Raw genomic sequence first — 20,247 nt, forward strand, 5'->3', positions numbered from 1 at the left:
CAGCCGCTAACGCAGGGCCCGGTGACCCGCGACCATCCGCTGCACCGCGGTGATCCCGACCAGCACCGCCCAGACCAGCGCGATCTCGCCGGACCAGAACGGCAGCACCAGCCACAGCGCGTGCACCGCGATCGTCTCCGCGCCCTCGGTGAGTCCGCCGAGGAACGACAGCGACCGGCCGTCGTCGAGGGTGCGGCCACTGCGCTCGGCGATCGAGGAGAACGCCAGGAACGCGGTGCCGTTGACGTAGTACGCCAGCAGGACCAGCAGGAACGGCCACAGCGGGCCGCCGGAACCGATGCCCACCCCGACCACGGTGGCCCCGTAGACGGCGAAGTCCGCGGTGATGTCGAAGAAACCGCCGGCACCGGCGTCCCCCCGGCCGACCGCACGCCGGCGCCGGGCCAGCGGGCCGTCCAGGCCGTCGGCGAGCCGGGAGACCAGCCACAGCGCGAGCGACACCGCCCACCAGGCGGCCGCGGCCGTCGCGGCGCTCCCCAGCCCGAGCACCAGCCCGGCCGCGGTGATCCGGTCCGGGGTGACCCAGCTCCGGTCCACCAGACCGGCCGCGCGGGCGAGCGGGGCGTCGAGCCGCCGGCGCAGCATCGCGTCGAACATCAGGTCCCCGCCGCCCGGCGGCGGCGCGCGACGACGAGCCCGCCGACCGAGAGCACCACCAGCCCGCCCACGCCGAGCAGGAACGGGACCGACCCCGGCGAGGCGCCGTAGGCCCCGATCGCCACGTACGCGGTGGCGCCGGGGAGGATCCCGAGCACCGTCCCGGCGGCGTAGTCGCGCAGCCGCACCGCGGTCAGCCCGCACGCGTAGTTCAGCGCGGTGAACGGCAGCAGCGGGACCAGCCGCACGCCGACCACGGCGAGCAGCCCGCGCCGTCGCAACAGCGCGTCGAGACGGCCCAGGCGTTCCCCTCCGACGTCGGCCACGGCGGCCCTGCCCATCCCGCGGGCCAGGCCGAACGCCCCCAGCGCGCCCGCCAGGGCGCCGGCGAGCGCGGCGGCCAGGCCCACCGGCAGCCCGAACAGCACACCGGCACCGATGCTGAGGACACCGACCGGCGCCGGTACCAGGGACAGGCCCGCGTAGAGCGCCGCGAACACCAGCGGTCCGGCCCACCCGGCCCCGTCCACCCGTTCGCGGATCTGGTCGAGCGTCGGTACTCCGAGCAGCAGTACCGCCACCCCGCCGGCCGCGACGAGCACCAGCAGGAGGACCGGCCGCACCCACCGCCGTCCGCGCACCCGCCCACCTGCTCCCGTCGTCGGTCCCGCTGCGAGCGGGAGTGGTCGCCCCACCGATCCGCCGGGCGTCCGTCGCGATACTGCCCGCTCCGGGGGATGCTGTGCGGACCCGACCGGATCACCTGCCCGCGCCGACCGTCTCACGGGAGACCACCTGTGCCGTCCCGCCGCACGTCCACGGCCCTCGCGCTGATGATCACAGTCGTCGCGCTGGCGTCCGCCTGCGGCGCGCCGTCCCCGTCCCGGCCCCCGGACCCGGACCCCGCCGACTGGTCGGCGGTGCAGACCGCGGCGCGCGGGCAGACCCTGAACTTCTACCTCTACGGCGGCGACGACGCGGTGAACCGGTTCGTCTCCGGCTACGTCGCGCCGCGGCTGGCCGAGCAGGGCGTCACCCTGAACGCGGTCCCGGTCGCCGACACCGCCGACGCGCTGAACAAGGTGCTCACCGAGACCCAGGCCGGCCGCGCCGAGGGCGGCGTCGACGCGATCTGGATCAACGGCGAGAACTTCGCCACCGGCGTGCAGGCCGGGCTCTGGTACTGCGGCTACCCGGCTGCGCTGCCCAACTCCCGCGCGGTCGACCTCGCCGACCCGGAGGTCGCGACGGACTTCGGTACCCCCGTCGACGGGTGCGCGGCCGCCTGGCAGCGGGCCGACTCCGCCCTGGTCTACGACAGCGCCCGGCTCGCCCCGGCCGACGTGGCGTCGCTGACCGCACTCGAGGCGTGGGCCCGGGCGAACCCGGGCCGGTTCACCTACCCGGCGCCGCCCGACTTCACCGGTTCGATGGTGGTGCGCACGTTCCTCTACGACACCGCGGGCGGGCCGCAGGGCGTCGCGGGCGGGCCGGGCCCGGTCGCCGACCGGCTGCACGCGCGGCTCAACGCGCTCGAACCCGCGCTCTGGAGGGGTGGGCAGACCTACCCGACCAGCCAGACCGCCGTCGAGCAGCTGTTCGCGAGCGGGGAGATCTCGGCCTACTACACCTACGGCGCCGGTACGGTCGCGCAGAAGGTGACCGACGGCGTCTACCCGCCGACCACCCGCGAGGCGGTGCCCGACGTCGGCAACATCGGCAACGTCAGCAACGTCGCGATCCCGGCGAATGCCCCGCACAAGGCGGCCGCGCTCGTCCTGGCGAACCTGCTCCAGGACCCGCAGACACAGCTGCGCGCCTACACCGACGCCGGGCTCTACCCGGCGATCGACCCGGCCCGGCTCGACCCGGCCACCCGCGCCCGCTTCGCCGCGGTCGACCGCGGCCCGTCGGTGCTGGCGCCGGAGCAGCTCGGGGCGCGGACCCTGCCCGAGCTCGACGCGGGCACCGCGTCGGCCGTCGACGACGGCTGGATCGCGAACGTGCTGCAGCGGTGATCACCCGGATCCCGCGCGGCCTGCGGATCGCGCTCCTGCTCACACCCGCGCTGGCCGTCGTCGTGCTGCTGTTCGGGGGCGGGCTCCTGCAGGCGCTCGCGCAGAGCCTCGGCCACCGGCCGTTCCTGCCGCCGGCACCGCTCGGGTTCGACGCCTACCGGGAGCTCGCCGCCGACCCGGCGGTGCGCGCCTCGGTGGGGCTGACGGTGCGGGTCGGGCTGGTGTCGACCGCCGGTGCGGCCGTGCTCGGGACCGCGGCGGCGCTGCTCGTGGCGTCGCTGGGACGCACCCGGCGCGGGTTCGCGGCGTTGCTGCAGGTGACACTGCCGGTGCCGCACATCGTCGCCGCGCTGGCCGTGACGCTGCTGCTGTCGCAGAGCGGGACGGTGTCGCGGCTCGCCCACGCGGCCGGTCTGATCGCTGAGCCGGCCGGGTTCCCGGCGCTGACCCAGGACGCGTTCGGCTGGGGGATCGTCGCGTCGTACCTGTGGAAGGAGGCGCCGTTCGTGGCCGTCGTCGTGCTGGCCGCGCTGTCGGGGCGGGTCGCGGCGCTCACCGATGCCGCCCGGGTGCTCGGCGCGAACCGGTGGCAGCGGGTCCGGCACGTGGTGCTCCCGGCCGTCGCGCCCGCGGTGGGCGCCGCGTCGGTGCTGGTGTTCGCGTTCACGGTCGGCAGCTACGAGGTGCCGTTCCTGCTCGGGCGCCCGTTCCCGGCGACGCTGCCGGTGCTCGCCTACGAGCAGTTCCGCGACCCCGACCTGGCCGCCCGGCCGCTCGCGATGGCGCTCGCGCTGGTCACCGCGCTCCTCACCGGTGCGTGCGTGGCGGCCTACGTCGCCCTGACCCGGCGGCTGTCCCGGTGAGGCGCGCCGTGGGTCCGGGGGTGCTCGTGCTGGGTCTGCTCGCCCCGTTCGTGCCGCTGCTGGCCTGGGCCGTGGCCGGCGGGTACGGCTACCCGGCGCTGCTGCCCGAGCCCTCCGCGCGCGGTGCCCGGTTGCTCGCCACCCCCGCCGTCGTCGAGGCGGCGGTGACGTCAATGCTGGTCGGGATCGTGGTCGCGGTGCTCGCCACCGCAGCCGGAACGGCGGCCGGGCGCGCGCTGGGTGGGCACCGGTTCCGCGGCCGAGGGATCGTGGCGGCGGTGCTCGTGGCGCCGGTCGTGGTGCCCGCGCTGGCCACCACGCTGGGCATCCAGGTGTTCTTCGTCCGCTACGGGCTCGCCGACACCGTCGCAGGGGTGGTGCTGGTGCAGCTGGTCCCGGCCGTGCCCTACGCGAGCCTGGTGATGGCGGCGGCGTTCGCCCGGCTCGACCCCGACGCCGAGGACCAGGCCCGGATGCTCGGCGCCGGGCCGTGGCAGCGCACCCGGCACGTCGTGGCGCCGGCGGTGGCACCCGCGGCCGCCGTCGCGGCCCTGTTCACGTTCCTGATCTCCTGGAGCGAGTACATCCTCACGCTGCTGATCGGCGGCGGAACCGTGCGCACGCTGCCGCTGGTGCTGTTCGCGGCGATCGGATCGGGCGACCTCCCGGCCGCGGCCGCGCTGTCGCTGGCGCTGGCACTGCCGCCGTTGCTCCTGGTCGGGTTCACCGCCCGCCGTCTCGCCGGGGCCGGCCCGATATCCCGGGACCTGGGCCCGGCCGCCATGGTGCGGCCGTGAGCGCGCCCGCGCTGGAGCTGCGCGCGCTGCGTGCCGGGTACGGCCGCGACGCCCCTGTGCTCGACGACGTCGACCTCACCGTGCCCGCCGGATCACTGACCGCCCTGCTCGGGCCGTCGGGCTGCGGCAAGTCGACCCTGCTCCGGGTGGTCGCCGGGCTGCTCGCGCCGGACGCCGGGGACGTCACGGTCGGCGGCGCGTCGGTGCTGGGCGTCCCGGCCGAGCGACGACCGGTCGGGCTGGTCTTCCAGAAGGCGTTGCTGTTCGGGCATCTGTCGGTCGGTGACAACGTCGGTTTCGGGCTGCGCATGCGCGGCGTCGCCGCGCGGGACCGGCGGCACCGGGTCCGGGAGGCCCTCGACCTGGTCGGGCTGCCCGACCTGGCCGCCCGCCGCCCCGGCGAGCTCTCCGGTGGCCAGGAACAGCGGGTCGCCCTGGCCAGGGCGCTGGTGCTGGACCCGCAGGTGCTGCTGCTCGACGAGCCGTTCTCCCAGCTCGACGCGGACCTGCGGGTCCGGATGCGCGAGCTGGTGGCGCGGGTGCAGCGCGAGCTCGCGATGACCACCGTGTTCGTCACCCACGACCAGCAGGAGGCGGTCGACCTCGCCGACTCGATCGCGCTGCTGCTCGACGGCCGGCTGCAGGCGCACGCCGACCCGGCCGCGTTCTACACCCGGCCGCCGTCCCTGGCCGCCGCCCGGTTCTTCGGTGTCACCAACGAGATCCCCGGCACCTTCGACGACGGCGTGTTCCGCTGCGCACTCGGATCGCTGCGGGTGGCCGCGGGGGCCTCGCCAGGTCCCGGGGTCCTGGTCGTGCGGCCCGAGTCGTTGCGGCTGGTGTCCGGCGACGCGCGGCCGGACGGGCCGGGATCTCCCGGGTCCGGCCCGTCCGCGAACCTCGTCGCCGGCTCGGTCGTCGAGACCCGGTTCCGTGGCACCCACCGGACCGTCGTCGTGCGTCTGCCCCACAGGGTCGCGCTGACCGTGACGCTGCCGCCGGACCACCCGGCCGGCCCGGGCGACACCGTCACCGTGCACCTGCCGCCCGACGCCTGCACGGTCCTGCCCGCCGAGCACGACGGCCCGCCGGCGACCCTCGACCCCGACGAGAGCGAGCACATCCGTGCGTGAGACCGCCACCGACCTGAGTACAACCGGGATCCGGCTGCCCGACGCCGTCACCGGCGCGGTCGTCGACCTCGGCGACCGTCGCGGTGTCGAGGTGCTGACACTGATCAGGCACCGCTTCTGACTGCCGTGCCAGGAGCACCTGGTCCAGGTGCAGGAACGGCTCGACGGCACCGGGATCGGCATGGTCACCGTCGGGTTCAGCCCGCCCGAGGCCCTCGCCGCTCTGGCCGGGCATCTCGGCCTGCGCGGGCCGGTGCTCTCCGACGAGCACCGCGACGTCTACCGGCTGCTCGGCTTCCGGCGGGCTCCGATCCTGGCGGTGTACTCACCCGGGACGCTGCTCTACTACGCACGACGGCGGTTGCGTGGACATCCGCTCCCGCGCCCGGTCGAGGACACCCGTCAGATGGGCGGCGACGCCGTCACCCGTGACGCGACGATCGTCCGCCGGTTCGCTCCGTCGTCGCCGGACGACCGTGTGACGCCGGCGCGTCTGGTCGACGCGGCCCTGCGGGTCCGGGGACGGTTCTGAGGACTACTACGCCCGTCCGCGGCACCGCGTCGTCGACGCCGTGGACAACGTTTCCGCTGGTCAGATGGTGGTGCCCCCGGCAGGATTCGAACCTGCGGCACCCGCTTTAGGAGGCCGGAAGACCGGTTCATCCGCGGTGTGCCACACGGGGCTCCGTGGTCCTCTGGTTCGCTGAGCGGGTCTCTGTCGCGCCGTCGAGACCCGTGGTTCGTCCCACGACGCGTTCCACGGCGGAGCCGACGCGCTGTGGCTAGACAGTGCATTCCTTGATCAAGGCAGCGCCTCCGGCGCCGTGCGGCGCTGTCCGCAATGCAGCCGCAAGCGCTGCGTGAGGCGTGCGTCCTGCGGCTGCTCCTCGCGCGGCGCACGGCTGCCCCTGGTGCCGCCCAGTACGGCAGCCGTTCGCTCTACTCACTGGGCGCGCTCGTGACGCAGGCAGGCCCTGATCGTCGAAGATTGTCGGACCCAGCGGCTACGGTCCCGGCAACACCGACTTGGCGAGGGGTTTGCATGGGGCTCAAGGAAGACATCACCAATGGCATCAACGACGTGTTGTCTGCTGAGTGGAACACACAGAACGCCACTGTTGTTCCCAAGACGGAGGACGTGACTCTAACAAACGGGGCGAAGTTGCTTGACGCAACCTACCTCTATGCTGACATGGCTGACTCTACTGGTCTGGCACAGGGCTACAAGAACTGGGCAGTCGCCAAAGTGATGCGAACGTACCTCAATGCAGCTACTCGCATCCTGAAGGCAGAAGATGGCCATATCCGCTCGTTCGACGGCGACCGAGTTATGGCGATCTTCATCGGAGACGCAAAGAATTCGAGTGCGGCGGCCGCCGGACTCAAACTGAACTGGGTGCTTGATGAAGTGATCAATCCTGCCCTAAAGGCAAAGTGGACCGACTTCAACTGGGTGATGACTCACGGCGTTGGAATCGACAGTGGTGAGGCCATGATCGTGCGTGGGGGCGTGCGCGGGAATAACGATCTCGTATCCATTGGGCGAGCGCCCAACATTGCTGCCAAGCTCAGCGAGGTCCGAGGCGGCAAGCGAATGAATATTACGTCCACGGTCTACAACAACTTGAACAAGGGCGCCAAGATCAGCACTAACGGCGAGAATATGTGGACCAGTATGGGGACGACCACCTATGGGTCTAATCAGGTGACGTACTACGGATCTAGCTGGCGGCGGCCATTGTGAATCCCGACTCTCAGGAGACCGCCTGGCGTATCCATACATCCATCGTTGACTGGACAGGCAAGGTTGACGCAAAGTCCTCTTTTGCGCTCGCAGTCGAATCGGCGGCACTTGCGGGCAGTATTACGCTTACCGGCGCTGGGCGAAGGCTGAACATGTTGACCGGTTGGGAACTAGGACTATTCTGGGTGGGTACGGCCCTCTTGCTCACTGCCGTGCTTTTTGTCATAACCGTGGTTGCGCCGCGGCTTCGGTCGACCAAAGTCGCTAGCGAATGGGAACGCAACTACATCTACTTTGGTCACCTTATGCACTGGGACCCCAAAGATCTTCAAAAAGTTCTGGTGGAAGAAGATCCTGTACCGGTAGTGACGCGAAATATTGTGGTGATGAGCAAGATTGCTTGGCAGAAACACCGTAGGCTTCAAATCTCTATGTGGCTCGCAACCTTCGGAACAGCTCTGGTGGGTCTTGCCGCCGTGATGAACAGTTGACCGCAGCCGGTCAACGGCATGCTCTCGCCGGGCGGCTGGTCTCCGGGAATGGGGGGAGTGGGTGCGGATCCCGACGACCTCCCTGAGGGCTACCACACGACGGCCCGGGCGCAGGCATGGCAAGCTGGACTGCGGTTGGCATGGTCGGCTGCGCCCGGGACGCCGCGCGGGGGCTGCGCCAGGTCGACGAGATGCCGCACAGACCCGGGGTGTGGGCACGGCGGCCCCATAATGCACTAACGTGTGCCAAACGCCTTCATCTGTTCCCAGTCGAGACCGGCATCATTGACGTCGTCTTCGGTCAGCAGAATATAGTGCCATTTGCCGTCAACCTTACCGCTGTTGTTCACAGTATTGGCCCACGTCTTGGCTGCCCTCGCCTTAGCTCGGACGTCGGTAGCTTGGGCTTCTTTATTCATTTTTGTCTCAATGAGCCAGGAGCTGCGTTCCCCATCGATCTCTTCGACGGCGACGAGATCTGGATTGTATTCGCGACCTTCCTGAGTCCATGTAATAGGCAGGTCGTTGATGTGAAGGCGCGCCCACACTACGACATTTGGCGCCTCATCGAGTGCCTGTGCAGCCTTGTATTCTGGCGAGGTGTCAAACCATGCGTACTCGTAGAGACACTTCTTCCAGCCGTCGAACGCAATCGACTTTGAGTGCGGTTCGGAATGACCGGCCAAATGCTCCTTCGTGGTCACGCGCTCTTTACTAAGCGGCTGAAACCGCACCTCGTCGGAGAATACGACATCTTGGCTAGCGACCGCCTTTAGCTGGTCGGTCACCAGGCTGGCAAGCCTACGAGCCGCCCTCTCGCCGAAAGCTGACAAGTGCTTATGCGCGTCGGGGCCCATACCTTCAACCACCAGGTCCGCGAGACGCTGTGCTACCCGCGTCTCTCCGATCTCGGGCCGGACGCTGGGTACGCGCATGATCGCCTTCAGGAGGCCCTGGCGCGACGCATCTAGAGGGATATCGAGGGATAAAGCCTCGACGTTCGCTTCGGCTTGGACGCCGCGTATACGGCCGCGCTCATCGGGCTTCAACAATGTCCGGCGCAATTCGTTGTCCGCTTCTGTCGCGAGGGCCCTGCCGAGAGCGGTGAATGGAGCGTCGTCGTGCACTTGGTTGAGCGACACTATGGCCTTGGAGGCGACCTTTTCTGTGTACGGAATCGCAATGTCGACGCGGCCTAAGATCGGGTAGTGTTTCTTCGGCTTAGACTCGGTCTCGTCGGCGGCGTCCTTAGCCTTCCCAAGTAAGTCTTCGATATCAACGATTCCACCTGCGGTAGGGGGGTCGGTGTGGCCGACACCGTTATCAGCCGGCCCCGGCTGAGGTGTTGCACCGGAGGTCTCGTCGGATGTCGGCCGGTCGGGCGCGCCGCCTGCGGGGATGACCTCGCCACCCCCATCGATAATCTTCTTGCGGGCGACGAGGTTGCCCTCAGCAGTGCGGCGGATTTCGGCGAGAACCACATGGTCGATAAACTTTTCATTGAGCGCCTGCCGCTTGGCGAGTAACGCCTCGTAGCGCTCATGCGCAAGTACCTCAACAGTGTCGAGCATCTCAACACCCGTATACTCGCCGAACGGCAGTCGCATGCCCCGTCCCAGGGTCTGCTCAGTCAGCACGGAGGAGGCGCTCGCTCGCATGGACGCGATAACGTAGACGTTCTTGACGTCCCACCCCTCTTTTAACATGCCGACGCTGATGATAATGCGAACGGGGGACTGCGGATCCTCGACGTCCTCTAGTGCGGTCAGAGCGGCTTCCTTGTCATTGCCTTTCAAGTTGGAGTGCACAAGAAGCGTGCGACCGATCCAAGCTCCGTTGTCGAACGACTCGCTGTCCAGCAGCTTCTGGAAGCGGTCGGCTTCGGCTGTGTCTTGAGCGATGACTAGCATGACCGGGTTGATACGGGGGATGCCTTCTTCGTCGCACCGTGCGTGCGCCAGCCGCTGTTTGTATCTGAGCAGCGTGACCCCGTCGAGGAGCTTGGTGGTGTCGTCGTTTCGGTCATCCTTGCGTGCGACAAGAACTGGCGTTTTGACGAGCTCGTCCTTGATGGCACGAGCGAGCGGGTACCGATATACGACTAGGTCATCATCTTTCAGGGCAGGTGTGGCTGTGAGCCCAACGACGAGTTCAGGGAGCAAGTCGCTAATCGTCTTGGAGAATGCAGGACCGCGGTAGCAGTGGTGCTCGTCGGCGAGGATCACCAGGTCATCGAGGCCGCCAAGCCAATCGAAAAGAGAACCGCCGAGCCACTCCTGGTACTCGTGCGTGGCACGTCCTTCGCCCGTCTTCGTGGTCAAGGCCTGCACTGTGAATACGAACAGCTTCGTCCTACCGTTGTCCTCCATGACCTTGCGCGTGGCAGGGCTTCTAAAATTATCGGCCGTGATGACGAACGGCTCGGAACTCATCGCCTCAGTAAGAGACTTTCTGTGGCCCCGGCTGAAGTTCTTGATGCTCTTGTCGCGAATTGTACGGCCCGGCGCAAGGAGCAGAAAATTGCGAGCGGGTGTCTCCAGACCTGCGAAGTAGTCGATAATCCCTGCCATGACGTAGGTCTTGCCGACTCCCGTGGCCGAATCAACGATGCACTCGAACGGCGCGGCTTTCTTGTCGACATCGAAATGCATCGAAGTCATCGTTGCAACGCTTTCGATAGCTTGAGCGTTCGGCACCCGCAGCTCGAGACTATGCCCGATCTCGGAGAGCAGCTCTTCGTTGATTTGAACGTCGCTCATGTGCTAGGGCCTTCCTGTGCTGGAGTTGGGCGATTAAACGGCGAGGTCTTTGCCGCATGCCGCCGGTACGTATCCAGTACGGCCTCTGGGATCTTCGTAAGACGGGAGCCTATACGACCAATTCGGAGCTCTTTCTCCGCGTCGGGATCAATCTGAGTCGCCCACACCTCAACGATCTGCTTCTCAGGAAGCTGATCGAGAATCGCTGAAATGGTGCTGTTGCCGACAAGGCCGTCGATAACTACGTAGCGCACCTGTCCACGTCTGGCCGCGAAGATCCCGTCGGGCAGGTACCGAACCCCTAGCTGGGCGCACATCGCCCTCGTCAAATCACCTTGAGTTGCCCACTCGGCGAGTACCACTATTCCAGCGATGCTTTCGAACATCGAGGGCCGAACTTCGAGATGCGTAAAGCCGCCTCCACCGTGCCATAACGTCGTAGTCTCAGACTCGGTCTTGGTTGCGTGGCGAAGCGCTCTCAGTGCGGTTTCGTCAACATCGGCAACCTTTCCGACTTTTCTTAATAGACGGTTAAATTCCTGCGCCTCGTCGGGGGTCATGCCGGGAGGTAGATCCCCGTTCGCAACACGTTCTGCTGATGTCGTAACCCCGCCCGGGTCACGGCCCTCAACTACACGCTTTAAGCGCGGCTTTGTATAGGTAGCCACCGTCGCGGGGATCAGTTCTGATGTTACCCAGCGTCGCCCCATCTTCTGGGCGACCGCTGATGTCGTTCCAGATCCCCCGTAGCAGTCAAGCACGATATCGCCAGGATTCGAGCCTATGTGAATGATTCGCTGAAGCAGTTCCTCTGGCTTCGGAGTAGCGAAAGCGTGACGATCTGGGAAGAGGTCGGTCACTTGGTTCTTGCCCCGTAGAGAGCCCCCCACGTCGGCTGCAAACCACAGGGTTTCTGGAACGCGCCCGTCGTCCGTCAAGTGTTTCTTGCGCTGGATGTTCTCCTTGTCCAGGTCTAGGAAGACGAGTTCCGGCCATGGGCCAGTCGAATGGCGTGCCCGTGCCGATTGGGCTGCATCTTCTAGGGGCTCGGCGAGCATGATGGCCGGTACGGCCGCCTTCACAAGTTCTGGACTGGTACCGCAGATACTGGCTCGGCGATTCTCGTCTCCGATGTCGCGCAGTTCATATTTTGCGTACTCATTCATCTGGTCGAGGAACCAGGTTTGCGCCTTGCCCCAGCATCGTCCGCGCGTCGGGTACATTAGGCCACCCGTGGTCGGATGCTGAATGGCGTACACCATCGGATGGTTGGTCGCTGCTTTCCCGGCCGTGGCGTCGCCATCGCGCCAGGCAACTGGATCGCCGTCTCGGGATCTATAGCGCGAAGTGTTTGACGAGGCGAGCCGCTTCATTCGATTCGGGAACCAGCGATCGGTCTTGCGGTACACGAGCAGGCTGTCGTGCGAGACTGAGATCCCGGTGGTGTCATTACGGGGTGACGTGACCTTTTGCCACACTACTTCGGCAACAAAGTTCTCGGCGCCGAACTCCTCGTCGAGTACCGACCGGCAACGATGCACCTCGGCGTCGTCCAGGTGGACCCAGACTGAACCGTCGTCGGACAGAAGTGGCTTAATCTGCCTTATTCGGTCGCGAAGCATGGTTAGCCAAACGGAGTGCTCAACATTGTCGTCGTAGTTGGTGAACGCCTGCCCAGTATTGAACGGGGGGTCGATGTACACCAGCTTGACGTTGTCTAGGTAACGCTCCGAGTACTCCGGCACCTTGGCTAGGACGTCCAGGGCGTGCATTGCATCGCCGGTGATAAGAAGGTTGTCGGTTGTTGGTTCGGGCAGGCCAGCCGGCTGGGCTTGAGGACTGTCCGCTTCGACGCGCTCGATCTCGTGCATGAGGCGTACCTCAGAGACACGGTAGTCAGCGCGATCGACGAACGTGTAGTCGTACTTTCCGTCTCCCGTGGACAGTAGGGCCTTGTCCTTGTTCGTCCAGGTGAGTTCGAGCCCTCCGTTGTATCCCGCGACCATGTAACTCCCCGTCGTTCAGGCCTCGCTCTGGCTCGCCAATTCTGTCAGACCGGCTCGCGTGACGATCGACCGACGACCCACTGGACGACCACAGACAACACCTGATGTCTCGACGATGCAGATCTGACCCGCGGCGTAGACCCGCGACCGCGGGCGGTGCCTGCAACGGCTCAACGCGTGCGCTCGTTTGTCGCGACCGGGGCCCAGGCGTGAAGTGACCCCCGTTGGCCGGACACCTCCAGACTTGGCAGTAGCCGAGCAGGAGGACGCGCGATGGGGCGTCGAAGTAAGTATCCCGAAGAGTTCCGACGCAACGCCGCTCAGCTGGCGCTGGACGGCGGCCGTTCAATCCGGGAAGTGGCCCGCGAGCTCGGGGTGAACCACGAGACCCTGCGCAACTGGGTCGAGTCGCTGCGCCGGGAACGCCGCGACGGGCCGGCCGCGGTGACCGGAGAAGAGCGGGCCGAGCTAGCCCGGTTGCGGCGCCGGGTCGCCGAGCTCGAGCTGGAGAAGGAGGTTCTGCGAAAAGCCGCGGTCTTCTTCGCCCGGGAGACAGACCGGTGACCCGAGAGACGATCTACGGATTCATCGCCGCGGAGAAGACCACCTATCCCGTCCGTCTCCTGTGCCGGGTCCTGAGCGTGAGCTCGTCGGCGTTCTACGACTGGATGCGCCGCGGCAGACCGCTGATCAGCGACGATGACTTCGCTGACGCCTACGACGCCGACCAGCTGCACACCGCCTGGCACGAGCACCGCCGCACCTACGGCGCGCGCCGGCTCACTGCCGAGATCGTCGATCGCGGCCACTGCTGGAACCGCAAGAGGGTTGCCCGGCTGATGACAGTGGCCGGGATCGAGGGCATCCACCGCCGCCGTCACGGCAAGAAGCGCTCACGCGTGGGCGCCGGGTCAGTGGCTCCGGACCTGGTCCAGCGCCAATTCCACGCCCAGGCCCCGGACCGGCTATGGGTCGCCGACATCACCTACCTACGGACCTGGGAGGGCTTCCTCTATCTGGCCGTGGTCGTTGACGCGTGCAGCCGCCGGGTCGTGGGCTGGGCGATGGCTGATCACCTGCGCCGTGAGCTGGTCCTCGACGCCGTCGGGATGGCCTTGCATCAACGCCGTCCGGCCGCGGGCCTGCTCCACCACAGCGATCACGGGACCCAGTACACCTCGATCGATTTCGGGCGGGCGCTGCGCACCTGCGGGGTGATCGCCTCGATGGGCAGCGTCGGAGACGCGTTCGACAACGCGATGGCCGAAAGCTTCTTCGCCACGCTCAAGGAGGAGCTGGTCTATCGCCGGGCCTGGCCGACCCGCCATGAGATGGAGATGGAGGTGTTCTCGTTCCTCGAAGGCTTCTACAACCCGTTGCGCCGTCACTCCCGACTGGGCAACTTGAGCCCCGCCGCCTACGAACGACATCTCACGACACAGCACGAGGTGTCCGGCTGACGGGGGTCACTTCACGAGCCACCCGAGCGGTCGGTAACGCCACCTTGATCCACCGCGAACCGTACATTGCCAGATACGTCGAACGGGGGTACGCGATGGGCAAAACGGCTGTGGCGTCGAGCGGTCAGAAGACGAAGACCTGTGCAAATTGCGGGGTGTCCCTCGGGGTGCCGCGGGGCCAATCCGGCGGGGTACTGGCAGTAGCGTGGATGAACAGCTGCCGTCCGTGCGCTGACCTCGTCATCGATCAGATGAAGCTGATCGAAGACCGGCCGAACGGGCAGAGCATCCAAATCTGGGAGTGCCGCTCCTGCGAAGCCACCCGTGCGTGCCGACCCGGCTGGTTGACCCGGTGTCATGTGTGTCTAGACGAGCGGACCGATCCGTCGATCGCCGAGGCGTACGGCATGATCTTCGAGTCCATGATCACCACAGACGAGGAGAGGCAGAAACTTCGCGACATCTACGGTGTCGGTGCGAATGAGTGGATTGATGACGTCGATGCCCACGGCCTGATCATGTACAACACCGTCCAGGACGAGCTGCTCATGCATGAACGGCCGGGCTGGTCCGTTCTGGCCGCGGATATCGCGGGCTTGCCGTGGGGCGGGCACTCCGGTCGCCGTAGTTCCCACGGTGTATGGGGTCGTCACGACGCGTGCGGAACGGTGCAGAGCATGCGGGCCGTCGAGTGCGCGGTGTGCCCACCAACGCCGGGATCACGTACCCACCGCGCCCGCGCGGAGTCGCCGCAGTTGCTCTATCTGGTCGCGTTCGACGACCCCGCCGGGGTTGGTTCGCTGGTCAAATTCGGGCACGGCAGCCGCCGACGGGTCCTTGACCACATCTCTGGCGGCGCGGTGCCGCTGTTGGTGCTGCGCGCGACCTTCCGGCAGGTGGTCAAGGCCGAGCGGAAGCTTGCTGCCCGGTACGGCTGCGACGCTGTCGGAGCGATCACTGGATTACCCGCGTCCTTCGAGCGGGGCACTGAAGTAGTGCCGGCGGGACTAAACGTGGACCTTCACAGGGTGCTGTCTGGAACTGGTGTCACCGACGTGACCGAGCTATTTTCCATTGCTACGCCCGAGAGAGCACCGGTCACTTAGCCTGGATCCCGGTACTTGGCAACCCGGCCAGCGCGAACCACCAACCCCCGGAACCAAGATTCACCCCATTTGTCGGGCGTAGATGTCTGCCGTTGCCTGCCCCGAGCTGCGAGGACGGCCAAAAACGTAGGCGGTCAATCGGCGCTGTCGGGCATCGTTCGCCGTTAATTTCGGGGGGGGGGCTGGGGCTCTGCCCGCGGCACCCGCCTCCCCCATCGCGGAGACCAGCCCGCCGGCGAGGGCAGTAGCTATTATATACCGAGACACGCCCGGGCCAGCGGCCAGCGCACTCCCCTTGACCTCTCGATGCACGTCGCGCCGCGATCTACGTCGATGGCGGGAGCAGACGCAGGACAGGCGGATCCTCCTCGAGGTTCATCTGGCGAAATCCGACGTCTGTGGCTAAGATCGCGTAGTGCCGTGGTGGCAGGCAGGTCTTTGGGCATTCTTGGGATGCTGCCTGATCGAGGCAAACGATCTGTATCGCGCCGTCAGGACTACCCACTCGTTACCGTGGAGCAGTGGCAGAGCTCGTCATCCTAAGGGTCGACCCTCAAAGCCGACTCGCTTCATCTACGGGTTAGGCGCTGTTCTGCGCCTATTTATTGGGGTTTCTGTAGCCATCACGGCTGCGACGTCGGGTCTCGTCTCTAGTCCTTGGATCGCGATGGCGGTCGGCTTAGCCGGAACGCTGATCTTGGAGCGGCTCCTGCAGCAGATCCCGTCGGACGGCGTACCACTGCCGACGGACCCCCGTTCCGAACAGGACGTCCCAGCCATTGCGCGCGAGAAACAAGCACGAGGCGGTGATGCCTAAGATGCTTAAGAGGCTGCTTGGCACTATGAGCCGGAGTCCGCTCGACCGCCAACCTATTGGACCCGCCTCTGGAGCGTGGTATCAGGCTCTTATCTGCAGCATGGCGCGAGGTGGACAGCCTTCAGCTCAGTCACGGTTCAAGCGCTCTAAAGTTCGCTATCGACCTAATTCGATTCACTTGTCGTCGCGTAGAGTGGTGTTTGCAATTGCACTTGGCGCGATCGTAATGGTTGCGGCTTCGGTCCTCGACCGAGCATTGACGTCGGGTCTAACAGTTGGATTCAGCGCGTCACAGATCGTCTCTTCATCTCTCCCCTCCGACCCTGGGGTCTGTATTGTCTGGTCGAAGGCTGATACTTCAGATGCGCGCATGACTGACTGCAATGAGCCGCACAACTTTGAGCAAGCTGGGACTGTGGATCTCTCTGGGTCGGACATATCGGAGCCCTCAGCGAATGATTGGCAGCAGATCGCGAGTCGGGAGTGTCCTGCAATAGTCTCAGACTATCTCGGAGGGGAAGTGAGCCCCGAAGCACAGCGTTCACGAGTTTTCGCTCTAGTTCCGACGAACTCGGCATGGAGGGACGGCGACAAGCTCGTCCGCTGTGGGATATCAAACTGACTTACGCATTTTGTGCTGACGGATAGAGCCACACGAAGCCGCTGCCAAGCGGATGTGGAGGCCTAACTGTTGTCGCAAGCGCTGTAGTGATCTTGGTCGGCCAGTAAATTTAGTAGCAGAGCTCCGCAGCTAGGTCGGACGGAAAGATCTAGGCCAGCGGCTAGATTTGTGCTGAGTGACACGGAAGCGCAAACCACCCTTACCTTTCCCATCTCCAGGCCCACCCGCCACCAATGCGACCGCAGATTAACTACGGCTGACGGGTGGATATCCCGGGCTAGTGCTAAGCATTCGATTTCTAGGGGCCGGCCTGCCCAGCAGGCATCCTAGCTATTCACGCTAGCTGTAAGGCCCTTGGATTTGTTCACCATTAAAGTGGATGAGATGTGTCGGATTGTCCGTATGCCATACTTCACTCTCCTAGGCAGTATCAGTGAGGTACTTGCGCATCTCGAGGCGGCTCGGAAAGCAGGATATTGATCAAGGAGTGGAGAATCTGAACACACTATCCGTGCTCGGGTCGAACGCGATCCTGTGCCCGTAGGCCTCGCGATCCCGCACTTACAGGTCGGCTCGCGGCGGTGTCGGAAGGACGACGGCCCGCCGTCCTCGGGCGACATCGATGAGGCCCTCCTCGCGGATTAGCGCCACGGCACGATGAGCTGTCCCGACCGCGCACGAATTGGCCACGGCCAGCTCGGCCATCGTTGGGAGTTGCTCGCCCGGCGCGAGCCGTCCGGAGCGGATTGCCTCCCGGAGCGACGCAGCGATGTTTTCGTACGGCCCTGACCGGCGTCGTGAGGGCACAGGTCGTGGCAGAACGGTCGCCATGGTCGTGGCGGCACGGCAATCAGCCTCCTCGACCCATGCGGCATACACCCGCAGCGTCGTAGCCCCTCCGCTCCCGTGCCCGAGCCGGCCGGCGACAGTACGGATGTCGACGCCAGCGGCAACCAGTTCGGTCGCTGAGTAGTGCCGCAACGAGTGGAGGCGTGTGCTTCGGAGGTTCAGGCGAAGTGCGAGCCTGCGGTAGCGCTGACTGATGGCGCGCGGCGCATACGGAGTGACCCCGTCGGGAGACGGCGAGAAGACGAATCCCTCCGCCGTGAACTCGACGCCCAGGTCCTCGCTGCACTGGTGCCAGAGGTCGCTCTGCGCGCGGAGAAGATCGACGGTGTGGGGATCCAGAGCTACTCGCCGCTTGTGACCGGTCTTGGTGCTTTTCTCGGTGACTCCGGCCCGTGTCTGAGTGTTGTTCCGCTCGACCTAGATGGTCGCGCGATCGAGGTCGACATGTCGCCAGCGCAGCGCGGAAATCTCGCCGCGACGTGGTCCGACGAGCATTGTCAGCCAGAGCAGTAGACCCCACTCCGGGTCGCGCCACGACTCGTTGAGGATCGCGGCGGCCTCGGCCGCGCTCGGAGGATCCGGCTCGGCCTTACACACGACCTCGTGCAGGTCCCGCACCGCGAGCCCGGCCAGGCCCTCGGCGCCGGCGGCTCGGCCAGCGTGGCCGGGTTGACGCCGAGGTGGCGCCACCGGACGGCGCGGTCCAGGGCGGCGCGGAGGATGTAGTGCACCTTGCGGGTCGTGCTCGCGCTGAGCGGGCGGCAGACGTGATTCCGAGACCTACCAGTGCATAGGTCCCGGCACTTCTGCAGGCGGGCGTAGAAGCGCTCCAGCAGCTCGGCGTCGAGCTTGCCGGCCTGGAGCGTGCCGAAGGTCGGCAGCACGTAGAGGCGGATCAGGTCGTCGTACCGCTCGCGGGTCGTGGTCTGGAGGTCCGCGACCTCCAGCCACTGGGCGACGGCCTGGCCGACGGTGATTGAGGACTTGGGCTGCTTGTTCTCGTCGACCTGGCGCTGGAGCTTGGTGAGCAGCTTCGTCGCCTCGGCGTGCGTCCGCGCGGTCTCGCGGATCCGTCGCTCACGGCCGGTCAGTGGGTCCAGGCCGGCGAACACGACCGCGCGGAAAGAGCCGCTCGGTAGCTCCTCGATGTGGCCGCGTGACCTGCGCTTTCGCGGGGGCATGCAGGGGAGCGTAGAGCGGATTCGTTCCACGATCCGTTCCACGCGGCGAATCCGTTCGCACCTGCGAACAGCGTTTCCGCTGGTCAGGTGGTGGTGCCCCCGGCAGGATTCGAACCTGCGGCACCCGCTTTAGGAGAGCGGTGCTCTATCCCCTGAGCTACGAGGGCGCGAGCGCAGCGTACCCGGGCCCCCGAGGGTCCCGCCCACGTCGGGTCAGGGCTTCGGCGCGTCCTGCTCGGCGGGCTGGGAGCGCCCGGCGAAGAGGTCGACGACCGGGTCCCACCGCTGGCGTCGTCCCGGCGGGAAGCGGTGCTCGGAGCGTTCCCGCTTCCTCGACCCCGCCGGGTAGAACCGCTTGCCCCAGAACGACTCCGGACGGGCGAGCCGCAGCGCCGCGACGATCGACAGGATCGGCACGAACAGCCCCGTCACCCCGAGGACCGTGCGTCCCTTGAGCAGTGCCACCAGCGCGAAGAGCACGTTCACCGACGCCACGACGGAGGCGACGGCCGCGCCGTCACCGGAGTCGTCGTCGAAGGGGGAGAAGCCGAGCAGCAGCATCAACCCGACCACGACGGCGAGCAGCACCGCGTCGACCGAGCGCCGTCCCTCGGGGCTCCAGTAGACGTCGTCGAGGCGGAGCCAGAGGGCGAACTCGTCCAGGGTGAGCGCCGCGCCGACGCCGAACAGGACGGCCACCACCTCCTGCCAGGGAGGGCCCGGCCGGTAGGCGATCTCGACCGCACCGGTCCCGAGCAGCAGGAAGATCCCGAACACTTGATGGTGTAGGTGCACCCCGCCGACGCTCATGTCGCGGAACGGCCCGCGGCCGGCGCGGATGAGGCGCGTGACGACCCGCGTCACCACGAACGTCACGACGAGGGCGCCGAGCATCCACGCGACGACCGGGCGATCGGGTCCCGTCACGAGACGCTCAGTCCAACAGTGTCGCGGCGTGGTCGGGCACGGCGTGGTCGATCTCCCGGGGCGGGCGGGTGTAGGTGCCGCGGTCCTTCGGGCGCTCGGGGAAGACGAGCTCCGGGCGGGGGACCGGCTCCCACGGGATCGTCGTCAGCAGGTGGTGGATGGCGTTGATCCGGGCGCGGCGCTTGTCGTCGGACTCGACGATCGTCCACGGCGCCCGGTCGGTGTCGGTGTGGACGAGCATGTCGTCCTTGGCCTTGGAGTAGGCATCCCAGCGGCTGATCGACTCGAGGTCCATCGGGGAGAGCTTCCACTGCTTGAGCGGGTTCTCCGCGCGCTCCCGGAAGCGCTTGGCCTGCTCGGTGTCGCTGACCGAGAACCAGAACTTGACCAGGTGGATCCCGTCCTCGATCAGCATGTCCTCGAACGCCGGGCACTGCCGCAAGAACCGCCGGTACTCCGGCTCGGTGCAGAACCCCATCACCCGCTCGACGCCGGCGCGGTTGTACCAGCTGCGGTCCATCAGGACGATCTCACCGGCCGCGGGCAGCTGGTCGACGTAGCGCTGGAAGTACCACTGCGTCCGCTCCCGCTCGGTCGGCGCCGGCAGCGCGACGATGCGCGCGACGCGGGGGTTGAGGTGCTCGGTGATCCGCTTGATCACGCCGCCCTTGCCGGCGGCGTCACGTCCCTCGAACACGACGACGACCCGCGCCCCGCTCGCCTTGACCCACTCCTGCAGCTGGACGAGCTCGCCCTGCAGGCGGAGAAGCTCGCGTTCGTAGATCTTGCGCGGGATCCGCTCGGTCGTCGCCATCGCGCCAGGGTCCCAGCTCCGGCGCCCGAACGGCATTCCCGA

The 20,247-nt window shown here is 66.6% G+C and carries 20 protein-coding genes, 1 tRNA gene and 1 pseudogene; 12 read left to right on the top strand and 10 right to left on the bottom strand.

The features are described from left to right. Positions 1–6: 6 nt before the first annotated feature. Both EV383_RS03315 and EV383_RS03320 read right to left on the bottom strand, forming a co-directional pair. Positions 7–618: a CDP-alcohol phosphatidyltransferase family protein gene (locus tag EV383_RS03315; RefSeq protein ID WP_130288551.1), complete on the bottom strand. Its 612-nt coding sequence runs from the start codon at positions 616–618 to the stop codon at positions 7–9. After that, on the bottom strand, positions 618–1,259 hold the full coding sequence (locus EV383_RS03320; protein ID WP_165438218.1) for a TVP38/TMEM64 family protein: 642 nt from the start codon (positions 1,257–1,259) through the stop codon (positions 618–620). The genes EV383_RS03315 and EV383_RS03320 overlap by 1 nt, the downstream gene beginning before the upstream one ends. Before the next feature lie 192 nt (positions 1,260–1,451). Here EV383_RS03320 and EV383_RS03325 point away from each other — a divergent pair, with 192 nt between their 5' ends. From EV383_RS03325 to EV383_RS31570, 8 genes are all read left to right on the top strand, one after another. After that, positions 1,452–2,636 carry an ABC transporter substrate-binding protein gene (locus EV383_RS03325; RefSeq protein ID WP_130288552.1) on the top strand — a complete coding sequence of 395 codons (1,185 nt, stop codon included), beginning with the start codon at positions 1,452–1,454 and terminating at the stop codon, positions 2,634–2,636. Further along, positions 2,633–3,499: an ABC transporter permease gene (locus tag EV383_RS03330; protein WP_207223419.1), complete on the top strand. Its 867-nt coding sequence runs from the start codon at positions 2,633–2,635 to the stop codon at positions 3,497–3,499. The genes EV383_RS03325 and EV383_RS03330 overlap by 4 nt, the downstream gene beginning before the upstream one ends. Beyond that, a complete protein-coding gene (locus EV383_RS03335; RefSeq protein WP_207223420.1) occupies positions 3,496–4,296 on the top strand; it encodes an ABC transporter permease in 801 nt (266 codons plus the stop codon). Before EV383_RS03330 ends, EV383_RS03335 begins: the two co-directional genes overlap by 4 nt. Further along, positions 4,293–5,429 carry an ABC transporter ATP-binding protein gene (locus EV383_RS03340; RefSeq protein ID WP_165438219.1) on the top strand — a complete coding sequence of 379 codons (1,137 nt, stop codon included), beginning with the start codon at positions 4,293–4,295 and terminating at the stop codon, positions 5,427–5,429. The genes EV383_RS03335 and EV383_RS03340 overlap by 4 nt, the downstream gene beginning before the upstream one ends. Then, positions 5,422–5,550, top strand: a complete 129-nt coding sequence (locus tag EV383_RS32560) for a hypothetical protein (RefSeq protein ID WP_278044808.1) — start codon at positions 5,422–5,424, stop codon at positions 5,548–5,550. Before EV383_RS03340 ends, EV383_RS32560 begins: the two co-directional genes overlap by 8 nt. A 27-nt stretch (positions 5,551–5,577) precedes the next feature. Continuing rightward, positions 5,578–5,961 carry an AhpC/TSA family protein gene (locus EV383_RS03345; RefSeq protein WP_130288554.1) on the top strand — a complete coding sequence of 128 codons (384 nt, stop codon included), beginning with the start codon at positions 5,578–5,580 and terminating at the stop codon, positions 5,959–5,961. Positions 5,962–6,471: 510 nt separating this feature from the next. Beyond that, on the top strand, positions 6,472–7,173 hold the full coding sequence (locus EV383_RS03350; protein ID WP_130288555.1) for an adenylate/guanylate cyclase domain-containing protein: 702 nt from the start codon (positions 6,472–6,474) through the stop codon (positions 7,171–7,173). Further along, entirely contained in the window at positions 7,170–7,664 is a 495-nt protein-coding gene (locus tag EV383_RS31570; protein ID WP_479725232.1) for a Pycsar system effector family protein, read from the top strand. Before EV383_RS03350 ends, EV383_RS31570 begins: the two co-directional genes overlap by 4 nt. 236 nt (positions 7,665–7,900) lie before the next feature. Here the strand turns inward: EV383_RS31570 and EV383_RS03360 are convergent, their stop codons facing one another. Both EV383_RS03360 and EV383_RS03365 read right to left on the bottom strand, forming a co-directional pair. Next, on the bottom strand, positions 7,901–10,423 hold the full coding sequence (locus EV383_RS03360; RefSeq protein WP_130288557.1) for a DEAD/DEAH box helicase: 2,523 nt from the start codon (positions 10,421–10,423) through the stop codon (positions 7,901–7,903). Then, on the bottom strand, positions 10,420–12,429 hold the full coding sequence (locus EV383_RS03365; RefSeq protein WP_130288558.1) for a site-specific DNA-methyltransferase: 2,010 nt from the start codon (positions 12,427–12,429) through the stop codon (positions 10,420–10,422). Before EV383_RS03365 ends, EV383_RS03360 begins: the two co-directional genes overlap by 4 nt. A gap of 273 nt (positions 12,430–12,702) precedes the next feature. Here EV383_RS03365 and EV383_RS03370 point away from each other — a divergent pair, with 273 nt between their 5' ends. From EV383_RS03370 to EV383_RS33015, 4 genes are all read left to right on the top strand, one after another. Further along, entirely contained in the window at positions 12,703–12,993 is a 291-nt protein-coding gene (locus EV383_RS03370) for a transposase (RefSeq protein ID WP_130288559.1), read from the top strand. Beyond that, positions 12,990–13,889: an IS3 family transposase gene (locus EV383_RS03375; RefSeq protein ID WP_165438220.1), complete on the top strand. Its 900-nt coding sequence runs from the start codon at positions 12,990–12,992 to the stop codon at positions 13,887–13,889. The genes EV383_RS03370 and EV383_RS03375 overlap by 4 nt, the downstream gene beginning before the upstream one ends. A 251-nt stretch (positions 13,890–14,140) precedes the next feature. Beyond that, on the top strand, positions 14,141–14,995 hold the full coding sequence (locus EV383_RS03380) for a hypothetical protein (protein ID WP_130288561.1): 855 nt from the start codon (positions 14,141–14,143) through the stop codon (positions 14,993–14,995). A 1,043-nt stretch (positions 14,996–16,038) separates the two neighbouring features. Further along, positions 16,039–16,434 (top strand): septum formation family protein, encoded by a 396-nt coding sequence (locus EV383_RS33015; protein WP_423213682.1) that lies wholly within the window; start codon positions 16,039–16,041, stop codon positions 16,432–16,434. 561 nt (positions 16,435–16,995) lie between these two features. On the opposite strand, the gene EV383_RS33020 is transcribed toward EV383_RS33015, so the two are convergent. The 6 genes and pseudogenes from EV383_RS33020 to ppk2 form a co-directional block, all read right to left on the bottom strand. Further along, positions 16,996–17,265, bottom strand: a complete 270-nt coding sequence (locus EV383_RS33020) for a GntR family transcriptional regulator (protein ID WP_423213683.1) — start codon at positions 17,263–17,265, stop codon at positions 16,996–16,998. Positions 17,266–17,316: 51 nt separating this feature from the next. Further along, positions 17,317–17,646: pseudogene (locus EV383_RS33025) on the bottom strand (tyrosine-type recombinase/integrase); the annotation flags it as partial. A gap of 134 nt (positions 17,647–17,780) precedes the next feature. Beyond that, positions 17,781–18,464: a hypothetical protein gene (locus tag EV383_RS31585; protein WP_207223423.1), complete on the bottom strand. Its 684-nt coding sequence runs from the start codon at positions 18,462–18,464 to the stop codon at positions 17,781–17,783. A 91-nt stretch (positions 18,465–18,555) separates the two neighbouring features. Next, positions 18,556–18,631: transfer RNA gene (locus EV383_RS03400), tRNA-Arg, on the bottom strand. 46 nt (positions 18,632–18,677) lie between these two features. After that, positions 18,678–19,391 carry a hypothetical protein gene (locus EV383_RS03405; RefSeq protein WP_242622870.1) on the bottom strand — a complete coding sequence of 238 codons (714 nt, stop codon included), beginning with the start codon at positions 19,389–19,391 and terminating at the stop codon, positions 18,678–18,680. 7 nt (positions 19,392–19,398) lie between these two features. Further along, positions 19,399–20,205, bottom strand: coding sequence for a polyphosphate kinase 2 (ppk2, locus tag EV383_RS03410; protein ID WP_130288563.1), 807 nt, complete (start codon positions 20,203–20,205; stop codon positions 19,399–19,401). Between the last annotated feature and the right edge of the window lie 42 nt (positions 20,206–20,247).

The organism is Pseudonocardia sediminis (genome assembly GCF_004217185.1).
In the GTDB taxonomy this organism is placed as follows: Bacteria; Actinomycetota; Actinomycetes; order Mycobacteriales; family Pseudonocardiaceae; genus Pseudonocardia; species Pseudonocardia sediminis.

Bases quoted from the DNA above. Each gene is read 5' to 3' on its own strand.
- EV383_RS03315 (WP_130288551.1), bottom strand. From the start codon at position 618: ATGTTCGACGCGATGCTGCGCCGGCGGCTCGACGCCCCGCTCGCCCGC.
- EV383_RS03325 (WP_130288552.1), top strand. From the start codon at position 1,452: ATGATCACAGTCGTCGCGCTGGCGTCCGCCTGCGGCGCGCCGTCCCCG.
- EV383_RS03350 (WP_130288555.1), top strand. From the start codon at position 6,472: ATGGGGCTCAAGGAAGACATCACCAATGGCATCAACGACGTGTTGTCT.
- EV383_RS03360 (WP_130288557.1), bottom strand. From the start codon at position 10,423: ATGAGCGACGTTCAAATCAACGAAGAGCTGCTCTCCGAGATCGGGCAT.
- EV383_RS03365 (WP_130288558.1), bottom strand. From the start codon at position 12,429: ATGGTCGCGGGATACAACGGAGGGCTCGAACTCACCTGGACGAACAAG.
- EV383_RS03370 (WP_130288559.1), top strand. From the start codon at position 12,703: ATGGGGCGTCGAAGTAAGTATCCCGAAGAGTTCCGACGCAACGCCGCT.
- EV383_RS03380 (WP_130288561.1), top strand. From the start codon at position 14,141: ATGAAGCTGATCGAAGACCGGCCGAACGGGCAGAGCATCCAAATCTGG.
- EV383_RS33015 (WP_423213682.1), top strand. From the start codon at position 16,039: ATGGTTGCGGCTTCGGTCCTCGACCGAGCATTGACGTCGGGTCTAACA.
- EV383_RS33020 (WP_423213683.1), bottom strand. From the start codon at position 17,265: ATGGCGACCGTTCTGCCACGACCTGTGCCCTCACGACGCCGGTCAGGG.
- EV383_RS31585 (WP_207223423.1), bottom strand. From the start codon at position 18,464: ATGCCCCCGCGAAAGCGCAGGTCACGCGGCCACATCGAGGAGCTACCG.
- ppk2 (WP_130288563.1), bottom strand. From the start codon at position 20,205: ATGGCGACGACCGAGCGGATCCCGCGCAAGATCTACGAACGCGAGCTT.